This window comes from Kineosporia babensis (genome assembly GCF_021129305.1).
In the GTDB taxonomy this organism is placed as follows: domain Bacteria; phylum Actinomycetota; class Actinomycetes; order Actinomycetales; family Kineosporiaceae; genus Kineosporia; species Kineosporia babensis.
This window is the reverse complement of the sequence record NZ_JAJOMB010000025.1, coordinates 38,691-61,980: the sequence shown is the minus strand read 5'-3', so window position 1 is coordinate 61,980 and position 23,290 is coordinate 38,691. Positions and strand designations below refer to the sequence as shown.

Here is a 23,290-nt window from a genome sequence, read left to right as displayed (position 1 = left end):
TTCAAGAGAAGGAATTTGCAAAAGCCTGTTATCAAAGTGACTGGAGAGACGCGTGACTACCTTGCCCCGCAGGCTGAAGACGACCTGATTGCGATGCCCAAGAACCCAACGGCAGGATCGAACTCCATGACGGACACCGTGAATCGTTACGACAGCGCGTTCCTTGAGGCCCTGGGCCCCGCCACTGCCCTCCTGTCCGACCCGGCCTGCGCCGAGCGCTGGCACTCCCCCAGCAAGCTGCCGAAGATGTCGGTCGGAGCCCTCGCCTGCCACCTGAGCCGGCAGGTGACGCTCGCGAACAAGCTCCTCCCCCAGCCGACCGACCTGACCGCTCTGGAAGGCGGCGCGGACGAGCACTACGCCAGGGCGGCCTGGGTCACCTCGACATCTCCGGACGACCCCGAGAACGAGCGCACCACCGATGACCAACTGGCGCTGGCGGGCGTCCATAAGCTCTTGGAGCGGCTCGAGCAGGACGCAGCCGTGGTCAGAGAAATTCTCACCACCGGCAGCGCCACCGATCTGGTCGGATTGCCCTGGCAGGGCTGGTCTTTGCGGCGGGACGCGTTCCTGCTGACCCGCATGCTCGAGATCGTCGTGCACTCCGACGACCTGGCCGTCAGTCTCGGCCTGGACACCCCGCAGTTCCCGGAAGCGGTCTTCACCCCGGTCAGTGAACTGATTCTGCGGCTCGCGGTGCGTCGCCACGGCCAGTCGTCCGTGATCAGCACCCTGACCCGCCGCGAGCGCCGGCGGGAGATCTCGGCGTTCTGAAGGTCGTTGTGATGGGTCAGACGCTGGGTGGGGGCACTGAGCCGCCGCTGTTGCGGCGTTCGACGACTTCGGTGTGGGAGGTGTTGGCGCGTTGTTTGTTGAGGATGAGGGACAGGACGATGGCGAGGACGCCGCCGGCCATGCAGACGTAGCCGATCATGGTGAGGTCGAGGTCGTCGATGCTGTCGCGGACTCCGAAGGCCAGGATTCCGCCGATCACGAGTAGTGCGATGCCTCCGCCGACGTACATGGTCAGCTCCTCGTTTTGGGGCGTATCGGACTCTTCGGAGTGTTCATCCAGTGGGTGGGGGCTGCAAGTTGGTGCGGCCGAGCCAGGTGGGTTCGGCCTGGAGGATGTTGGCGAGTGCGGTGAGGGCGGGGCGTCGGGGGGTGTGGTGGGGGCGCCAGGTGGCGGCGAGTTCGCGGATGGCGTGGGGGTTGTCGATGGGGATTTCGGTGAGGTCGGGGGTGGTGCCTTCTGGGGGGAGGATGGCGATGCCGAGGCCGGCGGCGACGAGTCCGCGGACGGTTTGGACGTCTTCTCCTTCGAAGGCGTAGGTGACGCGGACGCCGGCGTGGTTGAGGAGGGTGTCGGTGATGTTGCGGAGGCCGTAGGCGGGGGCGAGGCCGAGGGGGGGTTCTCCTTCGAGTTCGTGGAGGTGGACGGTGGGGTGGGTGGCGAGGTGGTGGGTGTGGGGTACGGCGAGGACGAGGTGTTCGGTGTAGAGGCTGGCTGTTTGGGTGTTGGGGGTGGGGTCCAGGGGTGGGCTGATGAGGAGGGCGTCGGCGGCGCCGGAGGTGAATTCGGCGATGCAGTAGGTGCGGCTTCCTTGGCGGAGGTTGACGTGGGTGCCGGGGCGTTGGGTGACGAGGGTTTTGACGAGGGCGGGGATGAGGGTTCGTCCGAGTGAGTTCTGGAAGACGATGGAGACGGTGTTGTCGCGGCGGGTGGCGTCGGCGCGGATGTGGGTGGTGGCTTCGGTGATGAGGTCGAGGGCGCGGCGGGTGGCGGTGGTGAGTTCTTGGCCGGCGGGGTTGAGGCGTACTCCCCTGCCGTCACGGTCGAGGAGGGGGGTGCCGAGGTGGTGTTCAAGGCGGGCGATGCCGCGGCTGACGGTGGATTGGGGTACGCCGAGTTCGTCGGCGGCGGCTGAGATGCCGCCGGTGTCGGCGATGGCGGTCAGGAGCGGGAGGGTGGGGAGGATGGGTCGCAGGTCCATGCGTTGATGCTATGCGTTGCCTCGTTTCATGCATTGGTGCTTGATGTCGGGCGGGACTTAGCGTTGCTGGTATGACGACTGTGGACCGGGCGGCTGGGCGGGATCTGGGTGGTGCCGGGGCGGGGTACGAGGTGGGTTCGCGCGAGTACCGGCGGCTGGTTGGGGCGTTGTTGTGCGCGGGGGTTGCCTGTTTCGCGGCCTTGTATGCGCCGCAGGGTGTGTTGCCGCTGGTGGCGCAGTCGATGCGGGTGTCGGAGGCGCAGTCGGCGTTGCTGGTCTCGGCCGGGACGGTGGGGCTGGCGTTGGGGGTGCTGCCGTGGTCATGGGTGGCGGACCGGATCGGGCGTCTGACGGCGATGCGGGCGGCGATGGTGGCTTCGGCGGTGCTGGGTCTGGCGTGGATCGTGTTTCCCGGGTTCGAGGGCATGGTGGTGCTGCGGGTGCTGCAGGGTCTGGCGTTGGGTGGGATTCCGGGTCTGGCGATCACGTACCTGCACGACGAGGTCAGCCCGGCGCAGGCGACGGTGGCGGCGGCTACCTATGTCTCGGGGACCACGTTGGGCGGGATCAGTGGGCGGATGATTGCCGGGCCGGTGGCTGAGTTGTGGGGCTGGCGCTGGGGTGTGGCCCTGACCTGGGTGGTGGCGGCCCTGGGGTCGGTGGCGTTCGTGGTGCTCGCTCCCCCGGCGCGGGGGTTCGTGCGGGACCGGGGTGTGCGGGCGGCCGATGTGGTGCGCAATGTGGGGACGCATCTGCGGGATCCGGGGATGCTGGTGCTGTACGCGCAGGCGTTCCTGCTGATGGGCGGGTTCGTCGCGGTGTACAACTACCTGGGATTCCGGCTGGAGGCGCAGCCTTTCGGGTTGAGCGCGGCGGTGACGTCGCTGTTGTTCCTGGCGTACCTGTCCGGGACGTTCTCCTCGCGGCACGCGGGTCGGCTGGCCGGGCGGCTGGGCCGGATCAGGGTGCTGGCGCTGTCCTGGTCCACGATGCTCGCCGGAGTTGCCCTGACGCTGGTGGACAACCTGGTGGCGATCGCGGTCGGGCTGGTGGTGCTCACCGGTGGTTTCTTCGGTGCGCACGCGATCGCCTCGGGGTGGGTCGGGGCCCGGGCCGGTACCGGCCGGGCCCAGGCGGCGTCGCTGTACAACTTGTTCTACTACCTGGGCTCCAGCGTGCTGGGCTGGGTCGGCGGGATGTTCTTCGCCGGCTGGGGCTGGAGCGGGGTGGCCGGGCTGATGGCCGGGCTGGTCGTGGCCGCGAGTGCGCTGATGTGGTGCGGCCATCGTGGGGTCAGAGGGGTTTAACCCAGCGGGACCAGTTTTCCTGGAGGCGGTAGCCGCGGGCCTGCCAGGCGCTGTGGGCGGTGGTGTTCTCGTCCAGGACCATGGCGTCGGCGCGGGTGGCACCGAGGGCCTTGAAGCGTTCCTCGGCGTGTTCGACGAGGGCGGTGGCGATGCCCTGCCGGCGTCGGTCGGGGGCTACGGCCAGGCGGTAGAGGTGGTAGCGCCAGCCGTCGAAGCCGGCGATCAGGGTGCCGGCGATCTGTTCGTCGACGAGGGCCAGGACCAGGGCGTGCGGGTCGCGCTCGAGGAGTGCCTGCAGGGCGGTGGTGGAGTCTGCTGGGCGGCTGTTGTTCTCGGCGGCGTCCTGCCAGAAGTCGAGGACGGCGGGGAGGTCGGCGGCCGTGGCTGGGCGGAGTTCGAGCACAGCTCGCAACTTTAGCCTCAGCTGTCAGGTCACGGTTTGGTCATTCGCCGGACAGCCGGGTGGGTCCCTGCTTATGGTCGTGGTGGCCCACCCGACGGCGAGCGCTGCAGGTGCAGGCAGCGCGAGATGATGAGCCGGCGGGCCGCCCCCGCCTGTGCTCATCGGCTGTGTGGTGTTGAGTACGTGGTCTGGACGGCTGCCGATGCTGGGCGTCGGTCGGGCCGTCTCGCCTCCTCCGCAGGCCGCTGGTTCTCGGTTGGATCCGTGGCGTGCGGGCAGACCAGGTACTCGTCACCTATGGGGTTGTGTGGTCAGGGGTTGCCTGACCGGGTGTGAGGATCAGGCGCCGTGCATTTCCCCGGCGGCGATGCCGTCGAGGAAGGCGGTCCATTCGTCGTTGCCGAAGCTGAGCACGGGGCCCTGGCCCTTGGCCTTGGTGTCGCGGACGGCGACCTGGCCGTCGGTGCGGAAGGCGATCTCGACGCAGTTGCCGTTGACGGCGCTGAAGGAGCTCTTGCGCCATTCCAGGGACTCGTCGTTGCTCAGCAGGTTGACTTCGGTTGCGGACATGACCGCTCTCCAATCACTCGGTTCATCGGTGGTTCTGGTGGCCGTCCGGATCGTTCTGTTTACGCGTGGGGACGGCCAGGCGGTGAATTTCAGGGGCTGGTCAGGCGGGACAGGTCGGTGAGCACGAGCGGTTGGTCGACGACCTCCGGCCGGACGGTCAGGAGGGTGTTGCCTCCCTGGATGGTGAATTCGACCCGTCCCCAGCGGCCCGGTTCTCTGATCGGGCCGCGGCGGGCGAGCCAGCCCCGCAGTTCATCCATCGGAATGTGGGCGTGCTGCACGTCGCAGTACCAGACATCGACGCTGGAGCCATCGCCACTGCGGCTGAGCGTGACTGTTGATCGCTCGCCGGTGGTGGTGATGATGTCGATATCCATCCCGTTACTCCTTGTAGTGGACCTTTCGCGCGCATGGCGCTGGTGGTGCCCCGGCCGAAACCTCTCGACTCGCGAGAAAGATAGCCCGCGCGACAGGGAAAAGCCCAGTTCAGCCGTTAAGCCGATGTGTCGTCACTACAGGTGTCGCGGCCATGGCCCTGCGTTTCGCCGGTGATCGCATTTGCAGGGGTCGCTGTTGCGCTTAGTGACGCGCGGGTAAGTCGGTCACTCTGTGGTCCTGGCGGTTCACGCGCCAAGATGACATCATTGTTGTCATGTTGAGCGAGCAGAGGACGCCTGGGGTCCCCGGACGCGGTCACCTCGTCGATGCGGTGCTCGCCCAGGTGCGGCCCCTGGTCCTGAACTCCGCCCGTGCGGTCGAGGCGCTGTGGGGCCCGGCGGGTGTCAGCGTCGGGATGCGAGCGGTGCTGCAGATCCTGCAGCACGAGGGGCCGCTGCCCGTGCCCGCGATTGCCGAGCGCCTGGACCTGGCCCGGCAGGGGGTCCAGCGCCACGTCAACGATCTGGCCGCCCTGAATCTGGTGGACAGCCGGGCCAATCCGGGTCACCGCCGCTCGGTGCTGATCCACACCACCGCCCAGGGCGAGGAGCTGTTCGCCCGCCTGCGCCAGTCCGAGCTCGAGCACCTGGCCCGTACCGTGCCCGAGTGCCCCGACGAGGACCTGAACACCACGCTGCAGGTCCTGCGGCGGCTCAACCGCGACGTGCGGGCCAATGTCCAGCATCTGCGGGAGGAAACATGAACCAGATCCACGAGCTGACCACCGCCAACCGGCTGCTGCTGGCCGACCTGCTGGAGTCCCTGGACGAGCAGCAGTGGCACACCCCGACGCTGTGCGCCGGCTGGAGCGCCCAGGAGATGGCCGCCCACCTCCTGCAGCCCAGCATCACCAGCTTCGCCCAGGTCTTCCTCGTGGCCATCCGCTACCGCGGCAACACCGACCGCACCGTCGACCACATCACCCGGCGCATCGCCCGCCGCCCCCGCAGCGACCTCATCCGCCTGCTGCGCGCGCACGCCCACGACCGGCTCGACCCGCCCCGCGTCGGGCCGATGGGCCCCTACGTAGACACCTGCATCCACCTGCGCGACATCGCCCGCCCCCTGGGCCTGGAAACCACCGTGGAAGGCCACCAGTGGCGCCTGGTGCTCGACTACCTCACCGCGCCAGGTCCCGCCCCCGCACTGTTCGGCGTGCACTCCCTGCAGGGCCTGGCCCTGCACGCCACCGATCTGGACCACACCTGGGGCGACCCGCACGGCCAGCGCATCGAAGGCCCCGCCGAAGCGCTCGCCATGGCCATCACCGGCCGCACCCACGCCCTGCCCGACCTCACCGGCCCCGGCCTGGCCCAGCTACGGCTGAAAACCTAGGGCGGGGTTGGGAGTTCCGTGCCTACAGCAGCGAACGACCAAACACGACCTAGTTGGGGCGCCCGGTCTCGCCGCAGTGCTCGCCGGCGTTGATGCACTCCCCCACCAGCTGGCGCAGCACCTTCGGCTGCCACCCCGCGACCGCGCCGAAGCCGTACTCCGCATCCTTCAGCCCCGACACCTTCACCCCCTGCGCAGCATCGATCGGGTACACCACCCGCACCAGCAACGTCGGGATCGCCACCGGATGACTGCTGGGGCACTGCCCCGACGCCGCCCAGGCCAGATGCGAGCGGTGCCCGGAGACATCCAGATGCCGTCCGTCCCAGCACCCGGGGGCCGCGATCCGCGCGATCAGCCGGTCGCCGTCCCGGCAGGTCGAGGCCGGGGGTAGCGCGTTCTCGTCGTAATCGGTGCACGAGAACGACACGGAACTCTCCGCGGCCGCCGAGGGAGCAGCGCCCCGGCCGCCGGCGAGGATGCGCAGACCGGCCGGGAAGGCCTGGACGCTGGTGTAGTCGTCCACCGCGCCCTTGTAGAGCACCTGGAACGTCTCCGGCTCGATCGCCTCGCCTGCCTGCGTCAGCTGGGGCACCCAGTACGTGGAGCGGTCCCCCGGGTTCAGGCACGAGGAGGCCCCGGAGGGAACCTTGCCCGGCGCGGCGAGTTTCGTGTCCGTGGTGCCGAACACGTCGTACCCCGTCGCGTCAGTGGCCAGTCCCGCAACAGGCGCCTTGGCCGCCGAGCGCACCTGCGCGCAGACGCTGGGGAACTCCTTGTACATCGCGTGCGGGGGATCCTTGACCGGGCGGGGCTCCACCGCAGGGCGCACAACGAAGGACGGGGTGCTCTTCTTCGGTGCCGGCGTCGCCGTGGGCGTCGGGGAGGCCTCCGCGGACGGGGTAGGCGCAGCGGACGAGGGCGGGGCACTGAGCGTCGGGGACGCCTCACCGGCCGAGGGCTCAGGGTCGGTTCCGGGCTGGATCAGCACCGGCACCACCGCGGCCACCGCCACGAACAACGCCAGCAGCACCGCCCCGAGCACTACCTGGCGCACCGTCCAGTCGCCGGGCAACCGCATCAACCGCTCCTCACTCACCATCCAGCACCCCACGCCCACCACCGGCCGAGGGGCAGACCAGCCCAGCAGAACCAACGCCCGAGAGCACCACCTGGACAGCAGACCTGCCCACCTGCCCGCATGCCTATGCTGCAGCCGTGACCAGGCCGACGACCGCAGCGCCGACCCGACCGCCCACCGGCCCCGTCACCGGGACGGCCAGGACCGCCGGTGCTGCCCGCACCCGCGCCGGGAACGCCGGGCGGGCCCGTGACCTGGTCGAACCACGGCACTGGGTCAGCGGCGCGACCGAGAGTATCGCCGGACTGTGCCAGTTCGTGCTCCTCCTGCGCCTGGGCGCCACCCTGATGCTGGTGGTCGCCGCCGTCCTGATCGACCCCGACCCCCGCACCCTGCTGCTGGGCACCCTGATCGCCGCCGCAGTGACCGCCGCGGAACTGGCCGTCCTGGTGCGCAGGCCCACCGCCGTCGTCCATTGGCTCGGCTTCGTCGTGGTCGAACTGGCCGCCGGGGCCGCCATCGTCGCCCTGATGCAGGGCGGACCCGTCTTCTTCTCCTTCACCTGCGGCTCCGCTGCCGTCTTCGGCGTGACCGCAGGCCTGCGCGCCTGGCCGGTCTGGGTCCTGCAGACCGTGGCCGCCTACGCCGCCGTCGCCTGGATCATCCGCCTCGACCACGTCCCCGCCACCCTGGCCGTCTACCTGACCGGCGTCCCCACCCTCTACATCCTGATCGGCCTGGCCGCCGCCACCGCCCGCACCGCCGTCGTCCGCCACGTCAACCTCGCCCGCTCCGCCCTGGACGCCATCGAACGCTCCGCGGTCGCCGCCGAACGCACCCGCGTGGCCCGTGAGCTGCACGACTCGGTCGAGAAGACGCTGCGCGGGCTGGCCTTCGCCGCCGACTCCCTGCCCGAGGCCGTGCACACCCGCCCGCACCTGGCCGCCGACCTGGCCCGTACCGTCGCCACCGGCGCCGCCACCGCCGCCGACGAGGCCCGCGAACTGCTGGGCATGCTGCGCGCCGACGACCTCGACGCCACCCTGGCCGAGGCGATCGAACGAGCCTGTCGGGAATGGGCAGCCAAGACGGGACTGATCGTGCACACCCAACTCGACGAAGACCCACCCGTCCACGTCGAGCTCCCGGTCCGGCACGAGGTCCTGCGCATCGTGCGCGAAGCCCTGGGCAACGTGGCCAAGCACGCCGGCGCCACCCACACCTGGGTCGACCTCACCCTCGAAGGCAGCACCCTGCGCCTGATGATCAAGGACGACGGCCACGGCTTCACCGTCCCCCACGACCTCACTGCTCTCTCCGGCGCAGGTCACTACGGGGTCGTCGGCATGGCCGAACGCGCCCAGCAGATCGGCGGACGCCTGAAAGTCTTCTCCGGCGCCGACCTCGGCGCCGTCGGCGGCACCCAGGTCGTGCTCTGGGCCCCCGCCACGCACGCCACCGCCACCCCCACGACTGCAGGCACCGCCCGGGCCGGCGGGCACCCGAACGGAGCAAACCCGGTTTCCCCCTGACCCGAAATGTCTGACAAGGTCCGGCCATGACGATCAGGGTCGCGATCATCGACGACAACCCGATGGTGCGCGCCGGCCTGCGCGCCATGCTCGAACTCGGCGGCCTGCCCGTGGTCGCCGAGGCCGCCGACGGCATCGCCGCCCTGGACGTCGTCGGCCAGCACCGCCCCGACGTCACCCTCCTGGACTACCGGATGCCCGTCGCCGACGGCCTGGGCGTCCTGTCCCGCCTGGCCGACCTCACCCGCGTCATCCTGCTGACCTCCGACGACAGCACCGACGTCATCACCGCCGCCCTCGCCCAGGGCGCCAGCGGCTTCCTGTCCCACAACAGCCTGGCCCGCGACGACGTCCTGCAGGCCGTCCGCGCCGTACACGCCGGCGAAGGCTGGCTGGCCCCCGTCGCCGCCGCCGTCGCCGTCCGCCAGCTGCGCGACCGCGCCGAACGCGAGTCCGCCGCCCGGATCCGCTTCGACCTCACCCGCCGCGAGCGCGAACTGATGGACCTGCTGGTCCAGGGCCTGACCAACGCCGAGATCGCCGCCCAGCTGGTGCTGTCCGAGAAGACGGTCAAGAACCACCTCAACCACGTCTACGCCAAGCTCGAGGTCCGCCACCGCACCCAGGCCGTCGCCCGCTGGCAGGGCCGCGTCTGACCTGCGCCGTCTGGACAACCGGCCGCAGAACGAAGGACAGGCCCAGAGACCTGGGCCCTTGACGGGAACCAACCGGGACCCCTGACCGGCGAGCCCACAGCCGGGCCACCGACAGACTTCGGGACGTCGCAACGTCAGACATCCACCGGCATCCACCTCGCATCACCGAGCCGGACCGAGCCGGGTGGAACGTCCCGAAGGGAACCCCTCAACAGTGAAACGACGCTATACGGTGGCCGGCGGCGCGGTCGGTCTCGCGCTCGCCGGAGTCCTGGTCGCCGTCTCCACCGGGGTCCCCGCGTTCAGCTCCGAGAAGACCAGCGCCGGACACCACGCCTCCGCCACCCCTGAAACGGCCGAGCCCGGCGCACACCACACCAGCGGTACCGGCGAGCGCACGGACATGGAGAACACCAAGGACGGCCAGAACCCGGCCGAGAAGAAGTACCCGGAGAAGAAGGAAACCCCGCAGCCGGAGAACACCCCCACCCCGGCCGCGACCACCGGCGGCACCGACAGCCTGCAGATGCCCGGCATGGCCGCCGTCCCCGGGTTCAACCCCAACCTCGACGCCGGCGAGTCGATCACCGTGAACCCGGCGGTGCAGGGCATCGCGCCGGACATGGCCTTCAACCCCGGCCCGGACCAGGTCACCCACCGCGAGTTCCAGGCCAACTGCTTCATGAGCCACTTCGCCGACGACGACCCGATCGTCTACCCGGGCATGGCCGGCGCCTCGCACAACCACACCTTCATGGGCTCCTCCGACACCGACGCGGCCAGCACCACCGGCTCGCTCAAGGGCGCCGAGAAGACCAGCTGCATCACCCCGGGCGATCAGTCCGCCTACTGGCACCCCACCGTGCTCAACGGCGAGAAGGTCGTCACCAACGAGTACAAGCAGACGATCTACTACAAGTCCGGGATCAGCGACTTCCGCACCGTGCGCGCGTTCCCGCAGGGCCTGCGGTTCGTGGTCGGCAGCCCGAACCAGACCAAGGACGAGTTCCGCAACCACCCCGGCACCGTCGAGGGCTGGGAGTGCGGCAACAGCGCCAACAACTGGGAGATCCCCGAGGACTGCGCGCCGGGCTCCTACCTGAACATCCGGATGCAGGCGCCCAGCTGCTGGGACGGCGTCAACCTGGACTCCGCCGACCACAAGAGTCACATGGCTTACCCGGTCACCCAGGACAACCGGCGGGTCTGCCCCGGCGACCACCCGGTGGCCGTGCCGATGGTCGAGATCAAGATGGGCTTCAACGTCTCCGGTGACATGTCCCAGGTCAGGCTCTCCAGCGGCACCGACTGGAGCTGGCACTACGACTTCTTCAACGGCTGGGACGAGCCCACCCTCAAGGCCCTGGTCAAGCACTGCATCAACGGCGGCCTGCAGTGCGACCCGCGCGGCTTCGACCAGTACAAGCCCGAGCGCGGCGCGGCCCTGAACGAGAACTACGAGCTCGCCCGGTAACACCCCACCGCACCGCAGATCAGCCCTGACCGAGCTAGGTCAGGGCTGATCTGCGGTTCACAGCTTCAGCGTGAAGTACGTGCTGTTCGGGTCGTCGGTGTACCCGTTGAACGGCTCCGCCGGCAGAAACCCGTACCGCGCGTACAGCGTGCGGGCCGGCTCGAAGAAGTCCTCACTGCCGGTCTCCAGGCTGACCTGCTGGTACCCGGCCTCCCGGGCCTCGTGCACCGCGTGCCGCAGCAACTGCCCGGCGATCCCCTGACGCAACCGGGCCGGCAGCGTGCGCATCGACTTCAGCTCCACATGCGTAGCATCCAGCCGCTTCAGCGCCACGCACCCGACCACGACGTCACCCTCACGCGCAGCCCAGAACGTGATCTCCGGCGCCCGCAACGCCTCCACGTCCAGCGCGTGCACGCTCTCCGGCGGCGAGACCTCCCGCATCTGCGCCACGTGCCCCTCCAACAGGGCCACGACCTGCGGATCGGAAAGGTCGTCCAGGGAGATCACCAGTTCTGCCACGTGGTTCATCTTCCCAGACACCGCCCGGACCTCCGGTCATTGCCAGAATTCGTCCAATTCTCCGGCCCGGGCGGCGGCGCGGGCTCAGGACGTGACGCGCTCCAGATAGCCGTTCTCGACCAGCCACAGCACATTCAGCAGACCCGGCGCCCCGCTCACGTACGCCCCCGTCAGCTGGTACTGCCACCCGTCACCCCGCTGCTCGAACCACGACGCGATCGGCCCCGCCGAGACGTCGAACTCCTTGACCACCCGATAGCGCTTGTAGTTGCACGCCTCCGCCGGCGTCCCCGCCAGGTTCGAGGGCGGGATGGCACGCTCGGCATAGGGGGTACCGGCCGGGCTCAGGAAACCCCCGTACTCACTCCCGAAGCGATCCAGCTCCCGCCCCACCTTCAGCTTCTTACGCCAGGTGATCGGCGTACCGTCCTCACGCAGCTGATACCCGTTCTGCGGCGGGTAGATCCAGCTCTTGGCCGTACTGTCGTAATACTTCGCCAGGAACTCGGCCGTCGCCAGGGACCCCGTGCGCTTGTACCCCTTCAACTCCCAGCCGACCGTGCCCGAGTTCGGCAGAGTCTTCGGGCCCAGACGCGAGTCCCCTTCCGAGAAATCCGCCGAGCACGTCGTGACCGCCACCCGCGCAACCTGAGTCGTCGCGGCGACCTGAACGACGCCCGAGGCGGCCGCCTGAGCCGGAGCAGCCGGGGTAAGCACCGACCCCAGAGCAAGTCCGGCAGCCGCCACCCCCAGCGCACTGCCGCGGAGCCGACGGAAAAAGGCATGACTGAGCTGCAATTCGATCTACCCCCACGAACTGGGCCGGACGCAACCGGCCTCCCCCATGATCCGCGCGCGACCCTAGCCGCCGAACCCGCTGGTACCCGGCACCTCGCGCCGGAGCGGTCTCAGAGCCTTCAAAACTAGGGACGGTGTGCGGCCAACCGCTCGCGACGCAACGCGGGCACGCCCACCACCAGCACCACCAGTTCGGCCCCCACCGGCAGCAGCAGGTACGGCCCGGGCGACGCGTGGGACTCGTGGGTTGCAGCAGCGGGCACGCCGGACGTCACCACCGGGTCACCTGGGTTCAGATGGCTGTGCCCCGCAGCGCGCCCGTCCGGGGAGAAGGACGGCGCCACGGCCAGCAAGTAAGCCAAATGGGCCGACAGCATCACCGCCTCCATCACCACGGTCATGGCCAGCGCCCGCTGCGAGCGCGACCACACCAGATGAGCGGCACAGATCAGGCAGACCAGCGCCATGACGGTGAAGAACCAGCCGTGCTGCCCGGCCGACGATGCGAAAGCAGCCCCACCGGCGTCGATCAGCAGGCTGCGCGCGGTCAAGACCCGAGTCAGCAGGTCAGGTGCCAGATGAGCCAAACCGCCGAGAGCACACAGGGCGGCGATCAGGCGCATCTGACTGGATCCGGGCCGGCCCCGGTCGCGGTCACCCAACTCGCAGCCGGTGGCATCCGCCTCACCGCCCATCGGCGGCCCGGCCGAGCTGATCGGGGTGGCCGCGGCCGCGGTGATCCTGTTCCCCCGCAGCACGGCGATCAAGTGGACCACTCCGGCCAGGACCCGCTTGCACGACTCGCAACGCCGCTCCCCGGTGCGTCGCCTGCTTGACCCTGTATGCGGCCGCGACGTCCTGAGGCCTTGGCCTGGTTCGTGTGCGTCATCTGCGTCATCACAGCCCTCTCAGCACATGCGCATCCCCGTCGGGAGATACGACCCCCGGCCGGCCCGGATCTCATCGCGGTCGGCCCGGCGCACTCAGGTCCAGGCGCGGGCCGAACGCTGCGCCCAGTACTCCTGCGGCGGCTGGGCCATCGCCGTCAGCCGGTTCACCTCCACCGCGTTCAGCTTCACCTGCGCCGCGGCCAGATTCGACTCCACCTGCGCCGCGGACACCGCCCCGGACAGCACCCGCCAGGCCCACGGCTGGGCCAGCGCCGCCGCGATCGCCACCTGATCCACGCTCACCCCCCGATCAGCCGCCAGCGCCCGCGCCGCCACCGCGCCCGGCGCCAGGTCGTGATCGGCCGGGGTCAGCCGGCCGTTGGCCACGACCTCCTTCACCACCACCGTCACCCCACTGGCGGCCGCCTCGGCCAGAGCCGGGCCCGCCGAGGGCTCCAGCACGTTCCAGGTCGTCTGCACCGACGTGAACAACGGCAGGCCGTCCACCTCGACCTCCAGCGCCCGGCGGATCACCTCCCCCTGCTGCGGACCGGAGGTGGAAAAGCCCACGCGGCAGCCCGAGGCCCGTACCCCCGCCAGTGCCCGGTGCAGACCCTTGTCCGCGAGCGCCGGGGAGTCCGGCGTCAGCGAGTGAATGTGGTAGATGGCCAGTTTCGGGCCCAGCAGGTCCCGGCTGATCCGGTACTGCTCGGTGAACGCGGTCAGCGAATGGTCCTTGACCTCGTGCACGTGCGCGTCCAGAAGCCAGTCACCCACATACCGGTAGCCCCATTTGGAGCCGACCACCACGTCCTCGATCTCGGGCCGGGCCTGCAGCCATCCGGCCAGGAACTCCTCGGCCCGCCCGTAGGAACGGGCCACGTCGACGTAACGCACCCCGCCCGCGTACGCGGCGTCGAGCAGGTCATGACTGAGCGAGCGCAACCGGTCCACGTCCCGCTCACCCCCGAGATCGGCCGAGCGGGCCGGGGTGATGTAGGCCGGGCGGCCCGCCGCCGCCAGCCCGAGCCCGATCCGGCGCGTGGATGAGGTCATGGCGCCGATCTTCCCTCATCCACGGACCCTGAGGGGCCAGCGCGGCGACGGGCGCACCACGCGTGGTTCACCAGGAAACCAGCAGAAGAACAGCAGGCCATCCGTGATCAGCAGCACCTCGCCGATGCTGGCGCGCACAGCCGGTAGCGGTAGGTTCGCGGCAATGTCTGAATCAACGATGATGCCGGCTGCCCCCACCTCCACCGATCACGTGCGCCTGAGCCGCCAGGACCGCGCCGGGCGGATCACCCTGACCCGGGCCTCCTCGATCAACGCGCTCACCCACGCCATGATCACCACGATCAGCGCCGCCCTGAGCGCCTGGGCCGGCGACCAGACGATCGAGTGCGTGATCATCGACGCGGAAGGCCCCCGCGGCTTCTGCGCCGGCGGCGACATCAAGGCCGTGTCCATCTCGGCGCTGTCCGACGGCGGGGCCGGCGCCCGGGCCCTGTGGTGGGACGAGTACCGGATGAACGAGCAGCTGTCCGCCTACCCGAAACCGGTCCTGTCCCTGCTGCACGGCGTCACCTTCGGCGGCGGTGTCGGCCTCGGCTGCCACGCCTCACCGCGGGTGGTCACCGGCAGCACCCTCATGGCGATGCCCGAGACGATCATCGGGCTGGTCCCCGACGTCGGCGGCCTGTGGCTGCTGTCGCGGCCCGGCCACGGCGAGCTCGGCACCCACCTCGCCCTGACCGGACTGCCCGTAGGACCAGCCGATGCCATCCACCTGGGCCTGGCCGACGTCCATACGCCCTTCGAGGTCTTCACCGAACTGGCCGCCGCCACCTCCTGGCAGCACGCCCAGGACATCCTGGCCGAGCACGCCACCGCCCCCGAGGCCGGGACGCTGGACGGCGACCGGGAGTGGATCGAGCGCTGCTACACCGGCGACGACGTGGCCGCGATCATCGAACGCCTGCAGCAGGACCCGCACCCGAACGCCGCCGCCACCGCCGAGGTCCTGCTCACCCGCTGCCCCACCGCCCTGCAGATCACCCTGACCGCGATCCGCCGCACCGCCGGCCACGAGGACCTGCGCCAGAGCCTGATCCAGGACTACCAGGTGATGTCGCACAGCCTCGAACGGCAGGACGTCCGTGAGGGCATCCGCGCCCAGGTGATCGACAAGGACCGCAAACCGCGCTGGAACCCCGCCCACGTGCGCGACGTGGACGCGGCCGTGGTGACGCATGCGTTCACCCCTGCCCCCGGCGGCGACCTGACCTTCGGGTGACAATGCGGGTTCAGTTTCCTTGAAGAACTAACCCCCGGAACGGACCCGCCCCGGTATGCCCCGCGTGCAGATCAACCAGAAAATAGCTGTCAGCGTCGTCTTCGTCTCGGCGATGTTCATGAACATCCTCGACGCCACCATCGTGAACGTCGCCCTGCCGCAGATGGCCCGCGACTTCGGCACCACCTCCACCGCGATCGACAGCGTGGCCATCGCCTACATGGTCAGCCTGGCCGTGTTCATCCCCGCCTCCGGATGGCTGGGCGACAAGTTCGGCGCCCGCCGCGTGATGCTCGTGGCCATCGCCGTGTTCACCCTCGCCTCCGCGCTGTGCGGGATGGCCGACACCCTCGGCCAGCTCGTCGCGTTCCGGATCCTGCAGGGCGTGGGCGGCGGCATGCTCGCCCCGGTCGGCATGGCCATGCTCTTTCGCACCTTCCCACCCCACGAACGGGTGCGGGCCTCCTCGATCCTGACCATCCCCACCGCCCTGGCCCCCGCCCTCGGCCCGGTCCTGGGCGGGCTCCTGGTCACGCACTACTCCTGGCCCTGGGTGTTCTGGGTCAACATCCCCCTGGGCGTGGCCGCCATCGCCTTCGGCCTGATCTTCCTCAGGGAGGCACCCCGCGAGAACGCCGGCCGCTTCGACCTGCCCGGCTTCGTCCTGTGCGGGCTCGGCCTGGCCACCTTCATGTTCGGCGTCTCCGAAGGCCCCAAACGCGGCTGGAGCTCCCCCGAGATCCTGGCCACGCTGATCGGCGGCCTGGCCGTCCTGATCATCGCCGTCACCGTCGAGAGCCGCACCGCCCAGCCGATGGTCGCCGTCCGGCTGATGGGCAACCGGCTCCTGCGCTCGGCCAGCCTGGTCACCATCTGCGCATCCATGGCCTTCCTCGGCACCCTGTACGCGATCTCCCTGTACTTCCAGGACGGCCGCGGCATGGACCCGCTGGAGGCCGGCCTGTCGGTGTTCCCCGAGGCGATCGGCGTGATGCTCGGCGCCCAGGTGGCCAGCCGGTTCGTCTTCCCGCGCCTGGGCCCCCGCCTGACCGTCAGCCTCGGCCTCACCGGCGTCATGCTCAGCTGCGCCCTGCTGGCCACCCTCGGCACCGGCTCCAGCCTGTGGCTGGCCCGGCTCTACATGGTCACCCTCGGCTTCGCCATGTCCCACGTGTTCGTCACCAGCCAGGCCGTCGCCTTCGCCACCATCTCCCCCGCCCAGACCGGCCAGGCCTCCACCCTGTTCAACACCATCCGCCAGATCGGCGGCGCAGCGGGCGTGGCCTTCCTGACCACCAGCATGATCACCGTCGGCACCACCACCAGCACCGGGGAACCGAACGTGGACGCGTACCGGGTCGCCTTCGGGGTAGCAGCAGCCTTCGCGCTGCTCGCGCTCGGCTTCGCCCAGACCATCCGCAACGACGAAGCACTCCAGGCGACCAGAACACCGGCCACCCCGGCCCCTACGTCCCCCGACACCCACGCAACCGCCTGACGGCGAGCGCCACCCGGCCACCCCGTCCTCTGGTTCGAAGCCCTTCAGGTCGCCGGCGGGGCGTACAGGCGGCCCTCCCGCATGAAGGAACTGTTCTGCTTCAGGCGGCGCAGGATGGGCGAGATCTCCAGCTGCTGGATGCCGGGGATCTCGCCCAGCCGCCGGGACACGTACCGGTAGAGGTGCTCGGGGTCCTTGGTGACGGCCGTACCCATCAGCGAACGGTCGCCGCTGATCGCCGCCACGTACGCGATCTCCTTGTGCTGGGCCAGTTCCCGGCCCACCCGTTCCAGATGGGCCGGGGGTACGGTCAGCCACAGCGTGGCGTGCGTGCTCAGGCCCAGGGACTCCACCGCCATCTCGGCGTCGAAGTAGAAGGCCCCGGCGTGCACCAGTTCCTCCACCCGCCGCTGCACCCGGGCCGGGCTCCAGCCCGTCACCTGCGCCAGACGCGACACCGGCGCCCGCCCGTCCGCGTGCAGCTCCGCCAGCAACGCCTTGTCCTGGGGCCCGATCACGGCCGCGGCAGCGTCCTCGCGACGGGTCAGCGTCTTGCTGGCGATGTGGGCCACCTGCTCGTCGTCCAGCTCGGTCAGGTCGCTCAGCGAGCCCAGCCGCTCGTCGAAACGGTGCAGCACCATCTGCGCGGTGAAGTCGATGACCTCCTTGGTGTGCGGGAGCCGACGGAGCAGCATCTCCTGCCCGCTGCCTTCGGCGGACAGCACGGAACAGAGAATCTCCGTACCCCCGGAGGTCAGCGTGACCCAGCTGACATCGGGCCGCTGGGCCAGTGCATCGGCCAGGGCCCCGGCAGCATCAGGGCGTGAGCGGATCCGCACCATCCAGGTGCCCTGCCCGGTGGCGTACGGGTCGACCAGGCCGACCACCCGCACCACGCCGTGCTCGCGCAGTCGCCGGAACCGGCGCGCCACGGTCTGCTCCGAGGCCCCGGTCAGCTGGGCGATGCGGGCGAACGGAATCCGCGGATCCAGCCGCAGCGCGTGCAGCAACCGGTGATCCAGCCCGTCCGTCGTGAGGATTTCCATCGCCACACCGCCCTTCGACGGAGGATTCTAGACACCTGACGCCGAGCACCTGCGCTTTAGCGCCGCGAGTGCCGATCCTGATCAGCGTCACCACCGAACCTTGCCGGGAGAAAACACCATGCGGAAGTGGACCCCGCTGCTGGCGGTCTGCCTGGGCACCTTCATGCTGCTCATCGACATCACCATCGTGAATGTCGCCCTGCCCCACGTCACCCGCGACCTGGACGCGAGCTTCAGCCAGGTCCAGTGGGTGATCGACATCTACGCCCTCAGCCTGGCCGCGCTGCTGCTCGGCGCCGGGGGCCTGGCCGACGCGATCGGCCGGCGCCGGGTCTACGTGGCCGGCCTGAGCATCTTCGCCATCGCCTCGGTGGCCTGCGGCCTGGCCCAGGACATCAACGTCCTGATCATCGCCCGCGCCCTGCAGGGCGTCGGCGGCGCCGCCATGTTCGCCACCACCGTCGCCCTGATCAACGTCTCCTACACCGGCCGTGACCGGGGCACCGCCTTCGGCCTGTGGGGCGCGGTCAGCGGCGCCGCCGCCGGCCTGGGCTCGGTGATCGGCGGCGTCCTGACCGAACTGCTGTCCTGGCGCTGGGCGTTCTGGGTCAACCTGCCCATCTCCGCCCTCGCCATCGCCCTGTCGCTCATCCTGTTCACCGACGGCGCCCGCCGCCGCGTGCGCCTCGACGTCCCCGGGATGATCACCTTCACCGCCGCGGCCGGGCTGATCACCTACGCCATCATCGAGGCCGGATCCGAAGGCTGGAGCGCCCGCACCCCCGTGACCTGCGCCGTGCTCGGGCTCGTGGCCCTGGCCGGGTTCGTGCTCATCCAGCGCCGCACCGAGCACCCCCTGATCGACCTCGGCCTGCTGCGCAGCCCGGTCTTCACCGGCGCCGTCCTGGCCGCCGCCGTGCTCTCCTCGGCCGCGTTCGGCTCCAGCGTGCTGATCTCGATCTGGCTGCAGTCCGTCGCCGGCCTCAGCCCGCTCAAGGCCGGACTGGCCCTGCTGCCGCTGTCCCTGGTCGCGTTCACCGTCAGCGGCGCCCTGAGCAGCCGGCTGCACGGCATCCCGGCCTCCCGCCCGATCGGCGCCGGCCTGTTCCTGATCGGCTGCGGCAGCCTGCTCATGCTCCTGGTCAAGCCCGGCTCCACCTGGACCGCGCTCCTGGCCGGCCTGATGGTCGTCGGCCTCGGCGTCGGCCTGGCCGCCCCACCCCTGACCTCAGCCGCCCTGTCCGCCGTCCCGCTCCAGCGCAGCGGCATGGCCTCCGGGGTGCTCAACACCTCCCGGCAACTGGGCACCGCGTTCGGCGTGGCCATCCTCGGCTCAGTCTTCACCTCCCGCGCCGCCGACACCCTCGCCGCCAACGGCGTCCCCTCCGCCGACAGCATCGCCTCGGCCGTCTCCGGCGGACAGACCCAGGCCGTGATCCAGGCCTCCCCGCCCGCCTTCCACGCCCAACTCGAGACCGCGATCCACGAAGCCTTCGCCAACGGACTGCACGGCGCCTTCATCGTGGCCGGCCTGGTCGGGATCATCGGCTCCGGCATCACCTTCTACCTACTGCGCAAGGCCCCGGCCGAAGACCCGCACGCCCAGCCCGCTGCCGAGGCGGCGGGCGCAGCGCACTGACCACTTCACCGATCGACCGGGTGCCCGGTGACCTTTTCCCGGGTCACCGGGCCCCCAATTCCAGAGCGGTATTCCATGGTCCAGAATCGCATTCTTTCCATTTTTTCTGCGACTCTCTCCCAATGATCCCGACTCTGTCGCCGGCAGGGTTCCTCCCCCTGGGCCGTCATTCCTGCACCATCGAAGAGCTTGAGCAGACGTTCGTTCTCAGCCCGCCCTTCTCGACCTCGTCGACCCGGGCACAATGCCTCGCAGACTTCCGCTCGGCGAAAACGATGCTGGATCAGCTTCATCCTGCCTTGGTCGAAGCCAACTGGATTGGCGGTAGTTTCACCACGGCCAAGGTGGACCCCGATGACCTGGACTCGCTGTTCATCATCCGCGAATCGGCCTTCGATGAACTCGGCAGCAACAACAAGAAGCGTAAGGTGCTTGAGTTCGGTAAGAGCCAGCAACTGCGCAAGAAACTCGGTCTTCGCGTCGATGCGTTCATGTTCGTGCGGCAACGGATCCCCCAGCCCTGGCGGGCCGGCGGAATCGACCCGGAGTTCCAGTCCGCCTTCGCCCTGCGCGGTGCCTGGGACGACTGGTGGCAGCGGAGTCGCCGTGGTCCAGACAAGGACGATGCACCTACTATCGAGAGCTCAGACCCGGTCCGCGGCTACCTGGAGGTGAACTGGTGACAGGCGATTCTTCCTCCCCGGAGCAGCTCTGGCAGACCTTGATGGACGGTGAGCAGACCGACGAGGCTTCTGTTGTCACCGCAGCCGACATCAACACAGCCACCCTGGCCGAGATGTCCGCCCTTCAGCAGGGCAAGACCTTGCAGATGCGCCTGGCCGGTGCCGCTGTCCAGCGCAACCGGGTAGCAGTCAAGACTGCTGCCTCCGCCCTGAGCACACTGCAGGAAGTCATCAGTTCCATCGGGGCGGCCCGGTCCGGTCAAGCAACTTTGTTCGGGCAGATCTCCCGTGAGATCCGCAGCGCTACCGAACTGCAGATGACCCCCGTGACGACGCCCGGTTCAGTGGTCTTCACCCTCTTGGCCGAGCCTTCAGCCGAGAGTACGGACGAATCGGGATCCGAACCTTCTCTGCTGGCCGAATCTCTCGCCGAACTGCTGCGCATTCTCAATGAAGTCGCCAACGACTCGCTAGGCGAACAAGAGATCGCGCGGCAGATTCGCGGGGCGGGCCCACGGGCCGCCAAACACCTTCAGTCGCTGTCGGATCTCATCGTTGCTGACGACATCTCGATGGAGTTGACTCTCGGCCCGGGAACACAACACCGCAAGTTCGCTTCTCTCGACCGACGATCCGCCGCTTTCCTCAAGGAAATCATCAAGAGCAACGCCATCGACGTGAGCGAGGAAACCCTGGAAGGCATCCTCGTCACCGTCAGTTCTGTCGATCCCGCTGCCATACTTCTGGACGACGGCGAGAAGGTCTCACTTCGGACGAGCCCTGGGCATCCGCAGAAACTGCAGGACTTCTACGATCAGAGAGTCAGGGTCACGGTGCGAGCGCAAGTGCGCCGGAGTGTCTCCACCGGGCGCGAGACCACCAGCTATGACCTCCTCCACATCGAATTGAGCAGCGCCGACCGCTGAACCAGCCGACAACGGCTAGCGGGCGAAGCGCTGCACCAGCCGGGTGAGCTCGTTGGCGTTCTCGTCCAGCGTGCGCGCTGCCTCCCGCGAACTGCCCACCGCCTTCAGCGTGCTGGCCACGGTGGCCTCCACCTCGCCGATACCCGTGCTGATCTGCGTACCCCCGGAACTGACCGTCTCCACGCTGCGGCTCATCTCCGAGGCCACCGAGCTCTGCTCCTCCACCGCACCGGCGATCGCGTCCTGGAAGGCGCTCACCCGCTCGATCGCCTCACCGATCGCCATGATCGCCGCCACCGCGTCATCGGTGTCGGCCCGGATCGTGTTCACCCGCGTGGTCACGTCGACCGTGGCCTCGGCGGTCTGGCGAGCCAGTTCCTTGACCTCGTTGGCCACCACCGCGAAACCCTTACCCACCTCACCGGCGCGCGCAGCCTCGATCGTCGCGTTCAGGGCCAGCAGGTTCGTCTGCCCGGCGATCGCGCTGATCACCTCCACCACGTCGACGATCTGCGCACTGGAGTGCCCCAGCCGGTCGATCACCGCCCGGGCCTGCTCGGTCCGCAGCACCGTTTCCTGAGCCACGGTGGCGGCCTGGGTGGCGTTCACACTGATCTCGTTGATGGCGGCGTGCATCTCGTTCGCGCCGGTCTCGATCGTCTGCATCGTGCGCTTGACCTCGTCCGCCTCCGAGGCCACCAGCCCCGTGCGCACCGCCACCGCATCCGCAGCCCCCGCCACCTCGTCCCCCACGGTGGAGACCTGACCGGCCGCCTTCGCCACCCCCGTCGCGGTACCGGCCATGTCTGACAGCAGCGCGCGGATCTCCCCGACGGCCGTGTTCAGGGCGGTGCTCATCTGCCCGATCTCGTCGCTGCCCTCGGTGACCTTCGCGGTCAGGTCGCGGCGGGCCACCTGGTCCAGCGCGCCGGTAAGAACGGCCAGGCGCTGGGCGGTGCGGCGGGCCCAGTACCAGGCCAGACCCCCGCCGAAGACCGCCAGCAGGACGGCGGCGAGCGCGAAGATCTTCAGCATCCCGGCCCGGCCGTCGCTCAGGGCCTGGCTGGCGGCGGCGTAGTCCGGGTTGTAGGTCTGTACGGCGATCGCCCAGCTGTAGGGGGCGTAATACCGGACGCGGAGCGTGCTGTCGGCCGCGGCGACGTCACCGCTTCCGGGAAGGCGGTAGTCGCGCGTCCATTCCTGTCCTTCACCCAGGCGGGCGGCCGCGTCCACGATTTCCTGGACGTAGGGAGTTCCGTTGGCGTCGACGGCCTTCAAGGGCTCCTCGGACGTCGAGGCGTCCTGAGGGAGCCCGGAGGCGATGACGCGGCCGCGGTCGGCGGTGCCGTTGCTGAAGATGGTGACGCCGCCGTGACGGCCGATCTTGGTGGCGGCGATGCTCTCGGTGAGTTCCTTGATCGCCTCGGCCTGGGGGACGCCGAAGAAGACCGCGCCGATGACGTCGCCGTCCGCGTTCTTCAGGGGGTCGTAGGCGGTGACGTACCAGGTGCCGACCACCTGGGCGACACCTCGGTAGGGCCGGCCGGACTTGATCGCCGCAACGACCGGGTTCGGGCTGCCGTCAGCGCCGGCCGCGGGAATGTACGTGCCCAGCGCCCGTTTCCCCTCGGCGTTCGGGACGGTGGTGGCCACCCGCAGCAGGTCGCCGTCGTCGTTCATCCGCTGGAAGATCGTGACGGCCCCACCCACCTTGGCCGCCAGGGTGTCGACGATCGGGGTCGGCTTGCGCAGGTCGCGGTTACGGCCGAGCCAGGTGCGCTCGAGCAGGACCCGCGGCAGGCTCACCCGCCGGGTCTCCTGCGTGACCTGGTTGACCGCGTCCCAGCGCACCGAGGTCTGGGCCAGCCGCAGGCCACCCTTCTCGGCCAGGTCCGACAGCAGAACCGTGTTCGCCCGGTCGACGCTGGCCTGGGTGGCCGCGCCGGCATTGGCGACCAGCTGATCGACCTGGGCCGTCAGGCTGTCCAGTTCGTTGTCCCGCTGCCCGGCCATGGTCCGGTCGGCCTGATCACTGAAGACATGACTCTGCCAGGCGGCCACCCCACCCAGCACGGCCGCGGTCAGCACGATGCTGCCGACCCCCAACAGGATCAGCGTGGCCCGCAACGACACCGTCCGCGACATTCTCCCCACACCATCGCATCGGCCGGGCACCCGCCCGGCTGTAACCAGCCCGCGCAG

At 69.5% G+C, this 23,290-nt stretch carries 24 protein-coding genes; 12 read left to right on the top strand and 12 right to left on the bottom strand.

All coding sequences use genetic code 11. The annotated features are described in order from the left end of the window. The first annotated feature begins 126 nt into the window (after nt 1-126). On the top strand, nt 127-774 hold the full coding sequence (locus tag LR394_RS33760; protein WP_231448693.1) for a maleylpyruvate isomerase N-terminal domain-containing protein: 648 nt from the start codon (nt 127-129) through the stop codon (nt 772-774). Between the two features lie 16 nt (nt 775-790). Here the strand turns inward: LR394_RS33760 and LR394_RS33755 are convergent, their stop codons facing one another. Both LR394_RS33755 and LR394_RS33750 read right to left on the bottom strand, forming a co-directional pair. After that, nucleotides 791-1,024, bottom strand: a complete 234-nt coding sequence (locus LR394_RS33755) for a DUF6458 family protein (RefSeq protein ID WP_231448692.1) — start codon at nt 1,022-1,024, stop codon at nt 791-793. A gap of 43 nt (nt 1,025-1,067) precedes the next feature. Further along, entirely contained in the window at nt 1,068-1,994 is a 927-nt protein-coding gene (locus tag LR394_RS33750; RefSeq protein ID WP_231448691.1) for a LysR family transcriptional regulator, read from the bottom strand. A gap of 71 nt (nt 1,995-2,065) precedes the next feature. Between LR394_RS33750 and LR394_RS33745 the strand changes: the two genes are divergently transcribed. After that, nucleotides 2,066-3,301 carry an MFS transporter gene (locus LR394_RS33745; protein WP_231448690.1) on the top strand — a complete coding sequence of 412 codons (1,236 nt, stop codon included), beginning with the start codon at nt 2,066-2,068 and terminating at the stop codon, nt 3,299-3,301. Here LR394_RS33745 and LR394_RS33740 read toward each other — a convergent pair. The 3 genes from LR394_RS33740 to LR394_RS33730 all read right to left on the bottom strand — a co-directional run bounded on the left by LR394_RS33740 (nt 3,288) and on the right by LR394_RS33730 (nt 4,651). Then, nucleotides 3,288-3,704: a GNAT family N-acetyltransferase gene (locus LR394_RS33740; RefSeq protein WP_231448689.1), complete on the bottom strand. Its 417-nt coding sequence runs from the start codon at nt 3,702-3,704 to the stop codon at nt 3,288-3,290. The two genes, LR394_RS33745 and LR394_RS33740, sit on opposite strands and share 14 nt — an antisense overlap. Before the next feature lie 339 nt (nt 3,705-4,043). Then, a complete protein-coding gene (locus tag LR394_RS33735; RefSeq protein WP_231448688.1) occupies nt 4,044-4,274 on the bottom strand; it encodes a DUF397 domain-containing protein in 231 nt (76 codons plus the stop codon). An 89-nt stretch (nt 4,275-4,363) separates the two neighbouring features. After that, a complete protein-coding gene (locus LR394_RS33730; RefSeq protein ID WP_231448687.1) occupies nt 4,364-4,651 on the bottom strand; it encodes a hypothetical protein in 288 nt (95 codons plus the stop codon). A gap of 275 nt (nt 4,652-4,926) precedes the next feature. On the opposite strand from LR394_RS33730, the gene LR394_RS33725 reads away from it, so the two are divergent. Together LR394_RS33725 and LR394_RS33720 are read left to right on the top strand one after the other, a co-directional pair. After that, a complete protein-coding gene (locus LR394_RS33725; protein WP_231448686.1) occupies nt 4,927-5,415 on the top strand; it encodes a MarR family winged helix-turn-helix transcriptional regulator in 489 nt (162 codons plus the stop codon). Continuing rightward, nucleotides 5,412-6,047 (top strand): maleylpyruvate isomerase family mycothiol-dependent enzyme, encoded by a 636-nt coding sequence (locus LR394_RS33720; protein WP_231448685.1) that lies wholly within the window; start codon nt 5,412-5,414, stop codon nt 6,045-6,047. Before LR394_RS33725 ends, LR394_RS33720 begins: the two co-directional genes overlap by 4 nt. A 49-nt stretch (nt 6,048-6,096) precedes the next feature. Here the strand turns inward: LR394_RS33720 and LR394_RS33715 are convergent, their stop codons facing one another. Then, nucleotides 6,097-7,146, bottom strand: coding sequence for a DUF1996 domain-containing protein (locus LR394_RS33715; RefSeq protein WP_231448684.1), 1,050 nt, complete (start codon nt 7,144-7,146; stop codon nt 6,097-6,099). A gap of 119 nt (nt 7,147-7,265) precedes the next feature. Between LR394_RS33715 and LR394_RS33710 the strand changes: the two genes are divergently transcribed. The 3 genes from LR394_RS33710 (at nt 7,266) to LR394_RS43380 (ending at nt 10,790) form a co-directional block, all read left to right on the top strand. After that, entirely contained in the window at nt 7,266-8,660 is a 1,395-nt protein-coding gene (locus LR394_RS33710; protein ID WP_231448683.1) for a sensor histidine kinase, read from the top strand. Between the two features lie 26 nt (nt 8,661-8,686). Continuing rightward, nucleotides 8,687-9,316, top strand: coding sequence for a response regulator (locus tag LR394_RS33705; RefSeq protein ID WP_231448682.1), 630 nt, complete (start codon nt 8,687-8,689; stop codon nt 9,314-9,316). 214 nt (nt 9,317-9,530) lie between these two features. Further along, on the top strand, nt 9,531-10,790 hold the full coding sequence (locus LR394_RS43380) for a DUF1996 domain-containing protein (RefSeq protein WP_231448681.1): 1,260 nt from the start codon (nt 9,531-9,533) through the stop codon (nt 10,788-10,790). 57 nt (nt 10,791-10,847) lie between these two features. Here the strand turns inward: LR394_RS43380 and LR394_RS33695 are convergent, their stop codons facing one another. From LR394_RS33695 to LR394_RS33680, 4 genes are all read right to left on the bottom strand, one after another. Beyond that, on the bottom strand, nt 10,848-11,303 hold the full coding sequence (locus tag LR394_RS33695; protein ID WP_269330235.1) for a GNAT family N-acetyltransferase: 456 nt from the start codon (nt 11,301-11,303) through the stop codon (nt 10,848-10,850). 93 nt (nt 11,304-11,396) lie between these two features. Continuing rightward, the gene (locus LR394_RS33690; RefSeq protein WP_231448679.1) at nt 11,397-12,029 is read right to left on the bottom strand and encodes a TNT domain-containing protein; all 633 of its coding nucleotides are present in this window, start codon (nt 12,027-12,029) and stop codon (nt 11,397-11,399) included. Between the two features lie 206 nt (nt 12,030-12,235). Next, nucleotides 12,236-12,868 carry a hypothetical protein gene (locus LR394_RS33685; protein ID WP_231448678.1) on the bottom strand — a complete coding sequence of 211 codons (633 nt, stop codon included), beginning with the start codon at nt 12,866-12,868 and terminating at the stop codon, nt 12,236-12,238. 225 nt (nt 12,869-13,093) lie between these two features. Further along, nucleotides 13,094-14,056, bottom strand: coding sequence for an aldo/keto reductase (locus LR394_RS33680; protein ID WP_231448677.1), 963 nt, complete (start codon nt 14,054-14,056; stop codon nt 13,094-13,096). A 163-nt stretch (nt 14,057-14,219) separates the two neighbouring features. Here LR394_RS33680 and LR394_RS33675 point away from each other — a divergent pair, with 163 nt between their 5' ends. Beyond that, on the top strand, nt 14,220-15,296 hold the full coding sequence (locus LR394_RS33675) for a 3-hydroxyisobutyryl-CoA hydrolase (protein WP_231448676.1): 1,077 nt from the start codon (nt 14,220-14,222) through the stop codon (nt 15,294-15,296). Nucleotides 15,297-15,351: 55 nt separating this feature from the next. After that, nucleotides 15,352-16,794: a DHA2 family efflux MFS transporter permease subunit gene (locus LR394_RS33670; protein WP_231448675.1), complete on the top strand. Its 1,443-nt coding sequence runs from the start codon at nt 15,352-15,354 to the stop codon at nt 16,792-16,794. A 44-nt stretch (nt 16,795-16,838) separates the two neighbouring features. Here the strand turns inward: LR394_RS33670 and LR394_RS33665 are convergent, their stop codons facing one another. Continuing rightward, nucleotides 16,839-17,840: an Lrp/AsnC family transcriptional regulator gene (locus LR394_RS33665; protein WP_231448674.1), complete on the bottom strand. Its 1,002-nt coding sequence runs from the start codon at nt 17,838-17,840 to the stop codon at nt 16,839-16,841. Nucleotides 17,841-17,958: 118 nt separating this feature from the next. Here LR394_RS33665 and LR394_RS33660 point away from each other — a divergent pair, with 118 nt between their 5' ends. The 3 genes from LR394_RS33660 (at nt 17,959) to LR394_RS33650 (ending at nt 21,088) form a co-directional block, all read left to right on the top strand. Further along, the gene (locus tag LR394_RS33660; RefSeq protein ID WP_231448673.1) at nt 17,959-19,479 is read left to right on the top strand and encodes an MFS transporter; all 1,521 of its coding nucleotides are present in this window, start codon (nt 17,959-17,961) and stop codon (nt 19,477-19,479) included. A gap of 122 nt (nt 19,480-19,601) precedes the next feature. Beyond that, on the top strand, nt 19,602-20,162 hold the full coding sequence (locus tag LR394_RS33655; protein WP_231448672.1) for a DUF6932 family protein: 561 nt from the start codon (nt 19,602-19,604) through the stop codon (nt 20,160-20,162). Next, nucleotides 20,159-21,088, top strand: a complete 930-nt coding sequence (locus LR394_RS33650) for a hypothetical protein (RefSeq protein WP_231448671.1) — start codon at nt 20,159-20,161, stop codon at nt 21,086-21,088. The genes LR394_RS33655 and LR394_RS33650 overlap by 4 nt, the downstream gene beginning before the upstream one ends. A 15-nt stretch (nt 21,089-21,103) precedes the next feature. Here LR394_RS33650 and LR394_RS33645 read toward each other — a convergent pair whose 3' ends face one another. Beyond that, complete coding sequence (locus LR394_RS33645) at nt 21,104-23,233, bottom strand: methyl-accepting chemotaxis protein (protein ID WP_231448670.1); 2,130 nt, start codon at nt 23,231-23,233, stop codon at nt 21,104-21,106. Between the last annotated feature and the right edge of the window lie 57 nt (nt 23,234-23,290).